Genomic DNA, 4,327 nt, shown 5'->3' on the forward strand with positions numbered 1-4,327 from the left:
GGCAACGGCTGGGCGCCGTACGCGAGCTACGGCGAATCGTTCGTGCCGGTGATGGYGGTGGACGAAGGCGCGCTGTTCGACCCGAGCCGCGGCAGGCAATACGAGCTCGGCGTCAAGTACATGCCCGAGGGCGAGGCGGTGTCGTTCACTGCGGCGGTGTTCAACCTGGAGAAGACCAACGTCGTGTCGTACGACCCGGTCAACTTCGTGCCGCATGCGATCGGCAAGGTGCGCTCACGCGGCATCGAGCTCGAGGGCAAGGCGGCGCTGACCCGCCAGCTGCGGCTGACCGCCTCGTTCGCGACACTCGACATGAAGGTGCTGGCGAGCGCGATCCCGTCGGAGGTGGGCAACATGCCGATCCTGACGCCGAAGCAGACCGCGTCGCTCTGGCTCGACTACGCGCTCGGTGCCGAGGCGCTGCACGGCGTCAGCGTCGGCGGCGGGCTGCGCTACGTCGGCAAGCGCTGGGACAACGGCGAGAACACCGAATCGCAGCCGCCCTACACGCTCGCCGATGCCGCGGTGCGCTACGACAACGGGCCGTGGCGCTTCGCGCTGAACGTCACCAACCTGTTCGACAAGCAGTACCTGAGCGGGCACGCCTACGGCAGCTACTTCCGCGGCAACGAGCGCAACGTGCTGCTGACGGCGAAATACAGGTTCTGATCAGCCGGCCAAGCCGGCGTAGACGTGCTGCACGTCGTCGCCGGCGTCGAGCGCGGTGAGGAAGCTCTCCACTTCCTCCAGCTGCTCGGCGGTCAGGCTCTTCGGGTCGATCGGGTTCTTCGGCTTGTAGCCGAGCTTGGCCGACAGCACCGTGAAGCCCTGCCCCTGCAGCGCTCGGCTGACGAGGTCGAGGTCGGCCGGGTCGGTCAGGAACATCGTGACGCCGTTCTCGTCGGCCGGCTCGAAGTCCTGCGCGCCGGCTTCGATCGCCGCCACTTCGGGGTCGGCGCCCGGCGCCGCCGGCTCGGCCTCGATCATCCCCAGGTGGTCGAAATCCCAGGCCACCGAGCCCGAAGCGCCGAGCTGCCCCTTGCGGAACAGCACCCGCATGTCGGACGCCGCGCGGTTCACGTTGTCGGTCAGGCACTCCACCATCACCGGCACCCGGTGCGGCGCGAAGCCTTCATACAGCGCGTGCTCGAAGTGCACGACCTCGCCGGTCAGCCCCGCGCCCTTCTTGATCGCGCGGTCCAGCGTGTCCTTGGGCATCGAGACCTTGCGCGCCTGCTCGATCACCAGCCGCAGCCGCGAGTTCGCGGCCGGGTCGGCGCCGTGCCGCGCGGCCACCATGATGTCCTTGGCCAGCTTGCCGAACAGCCTGCCCTTGGCATTGGCCGCCAGGTCCTTGTGATATGCCTTCCACTGCGCGCCCATGCCGGTGTTCCTTGATCGTCGATGCCCCGGGCGACGTGCTCGGGGCGAACGATTCTAGGGGAGTGCCCGCCGCAGCGCGGCGTGCAGCTGCGCGCGGCGGATGATGTCGAGGTGGCTCGCCCCGTCGATCACGGTCGTGGCGACCACCGGCGCGTGCTGCGTCCAGTCGCGCAGGCGGCCGACCGTGTCGTTCACCGACTGGCCCGCGTGGAAGACGTGTATCGGCGTCTCGATGCGGCCATGCAGGTAGCGCGCCCCCTGCACCCGCTTGTCGATCGTTGCCCACAGCAGGTACTCGGCCGCGTCGTCACCATCGCCATCGAGCGGCAGCGCGCGGTCGCCCAGCAGCACCTGCTCGGCCAGCCCGTCGCGTTCCACGTCGTCCAGCCGCGCGAACAGCTCGCGCCATGCGTCGGCCATCGTCGATCTCGACACCCAGGCATCGATCTCTCGCCAGGCCAGCGCGCGCTCATCGCTACCGAGCGGCCGCGAGGCGCACAGCGGCTCGGTCTCGAACACGTCGACCATGCCGAGGAAGTCCACCGCGACCCGCCCCTGCAGTTGCCGCGCCACCTCGATCGCCAGGTCGCCGCCCGACGACCAGCCGAGCAGCGCGCAGCGCCCGCCCACCGCCGTCGCCTCGATGAAGGCCGCGTACTCCGCCGCCAGCGCCTGCACCGCGAACCCGCGCCAGCGCCGCCGCGTGTAGACGTGGCTGACGAAGCCGTGCACCGGCCGCGTGCCGAGCAGCGTCTCGGCCAGCGGCAGGAACTCGCGCGAATTGACGATCATCCCCGGCAAGCAGTACAGCGGCACGCCCTCGCCGCCCGCCTGCAGGCAGATCGCATCGTGCTGCTGTTCGAGCCGCTGCTGCAGACRCCCGGCCAGGTCACGCAAGCGCGTCGCCTGCATCAGCTCCGACAAGGCCAGCCCGGCGCCGCCCGGCACCTGCTTGCGGATGCGCGCGATCAGCTTCAGGCTCAGGATCGAATCGCCGCCGAGCTCGAAGAAGTCATCGTCGCGGCCGACGGCCGCCAGCCCCAGCACCTCGCCGAAGATGCGCGCCAGCGCCTGCTCGGTGGGCCCGCGCGGCGGCTCGATGGCGCGGGCCGCCGCGGCTTGCACCGGCCGCGGCAGCGCCTTGCGGTCGATCTTGCCGTTGGCCGTCAGCGGCATCGCGTCGAGCACGACGATCGCCTCCGGCACCAGCCAGGCCGGCAGGCTGCCTTGCAGCACAAGCCGCAGCGCCGCGGCGTCCAGCGTGGCACCCGCCCGCGGCACGACCCAGGCCCACAGCACCGTGCCCCCCGACTCGCCCACGCCCGGCAGCACCGCGGCATCGGCCACGCCGGGCAACTCGCGCAACCGCGCCTGCAGCTCGCCCGGCTCGACGCGAAAGCCGCGGATCTTCAGCTGGTCGTCGCTGCGGCCGAGGAACACCAGTGCACCGTCGCTGCGCTGGCGCACCCGGTCGCCGGTGCGGTACAGCCGCTCGCCCGTCTGGAACGGCGATGCGACGAAGCGGCCCGCCGTCAGCCCCTGCTGCCCGCGATAGCCCCGCGCCAAGCCCGGTCCGCCGACATACAGCTCGCCGGCGATGCCCGGCTGCACCGGTTCGAGCGCGTCGTCGAGCACGAAGGCCGACATGCCGCCGATCGGCCGGCCCAGCGGCAGCGCTGCATCGTCGTCGCTGGCGACGTGCATCAGCATGCCGACGCAGGTCTCGGTCGGCCCGTAGTGGTTGACGATGCGCAGCCCCGGCCGCAGCGCGCGCAGCGTGGCCAGCAGCGCCGCATCGGCGGCCTCGCCGCCCAGCACCAGCGTGTGGGCCGGCAGCACGTCGTGCGGCCGTGCCGCATTCAGCAGGCCCTTCAGGTGGCTGGGCACGATCTTCAGCACGTCGATGCGGTGGCGCTGCATCGCGTCGGCGAAGGCATCGGGGTCGAAGGCTGCGGACGCATCGAGCATCAGCAGGCTGCCGCCGGCGCACAGCGCGCCGAACAGCGTGGTGTGGCCGAGGTCGGCGGCCACCGTCGACACCATCGCGAAGTTCAGGCCCCGCGGCGTGTCATCAGGCAAGGCCAGCCGCGCGAGCATCGATTGCGTGTAGTTCGCGAGCGCGCCGTGCGACACCACGACACCCTTCGGCGCGCCGGTCGAGCCCGAGGTGTAGATCAGGTACGCAGCCTGGTCCGGCAGCAGGACGGGCTCGGCCGGCAGCAACTCCTGGCTCGGCACGTCGAAGTCCGGCACGATCACCGGCAACGTGCTCCACGGCACCGGCCCGGCGGCCATCAGCGCGCGGGCGCCGCAATCGCGCAGCATCGCCTGCAGCCGCGGCACCGGCAACGCGGGATCAAGCGGCACGGCCACGGCACCGGCCTTCATCACCGCCAGCATCGCCAGCACGAACGGGCTGCCGCGCTCCAGCAGCAGCGCGACGCGCTCCTCGGCGACGATGCCCTGCCGGCCGAGCTGCGCGGCCAGGCTGCGCGCGGCGCGTTCCAGCTGCGCGTGGCTGTGCGAGCCCTGCGCATCGACGACGGCCGGGCGTTGCGCATGCCGCGCCGCCTGCGCAGCCCACAGCGCCGGCACGCTGTGCCACGGCCAGGCCACCGGCTCGCCGTGCAGCACCGACGGCTCGCCGGGCAGCGTGGTCGACGCCAGCGCGCGCTGCGGGTCGACGGCCGCCTGCGCGGCGAGGTGCACGAAGGCCGCGCGCAAGCGATCGATGGTCGCGCGGTCGAACAGGTCGGTGGCCCAGGCGAGCTGGAAGTCCAGTCCGCGGGCGTTTTCCATCACGTCGAGGCTCAGGTCGAAGTGCACCTCGTCGACCGCGAGGCCGTCGATGTCGATCTGCCATGGGCCGTCGGGCGCCTTGCCGTCGGACACTTGCCGCCCGCCGGTCGCCTGCGAGGCGCACTTCACCTGGAACAGCGGATTC

3 protein-coding genes are annotated in these 4,327 nt (G+C 71.7%); 1 reads left to right on the forward strand and 2 read right to left on the reverse strand.

The window, feature by feature from the left end; genetic code table 11:
- The coding region (locus AC1D12_RS26090; RefSeq protein ID WP_477843859.1) for a TonB-dependent siderophore receptor at window positions 1-669 on the forward strand (669 nt) is incomplete at its 5' end.
- On the opposite strand, the gene AC1D12_RS26095 is transcribed toward AC1D12_RS26090, so the two are convergent.
- Complete coding sequence (locus AC1D12_RS26095) at window positions 670-1,383, reverse strand: YebC/PmpR family DNA-binding transcriptional regulator (RefSeq protein WP_465114566.1); 714 nt, start codon at window positions 1,381-1,383, stop codon at window positions 670-672. It abuts the gene before it with no gap.
- Between the two features lie 54 nt (window positions 1,384-1,437).
- Window positions 1,438-4,327 (reverse strand): amino acid adenylation domain-containing protein (locus tag AC1D12_RS26100; protein ID WP_477843861.1); only part of this gene is annotated, 2,890 nt, incomplete at its 5' end.

The organism is Rhizobacter sp. P1_G5 (assembly GCF_056405435.1).

Coding starts and splice junctions, on each gene's coding strand:
- AC1D12_RS26095 (WP_465114566.1), bottom strand. CDS start 1,383: ATGGGCGCGCAGTGGAAGGCATATCACAAGGACCTGGCGGCCAATGCC.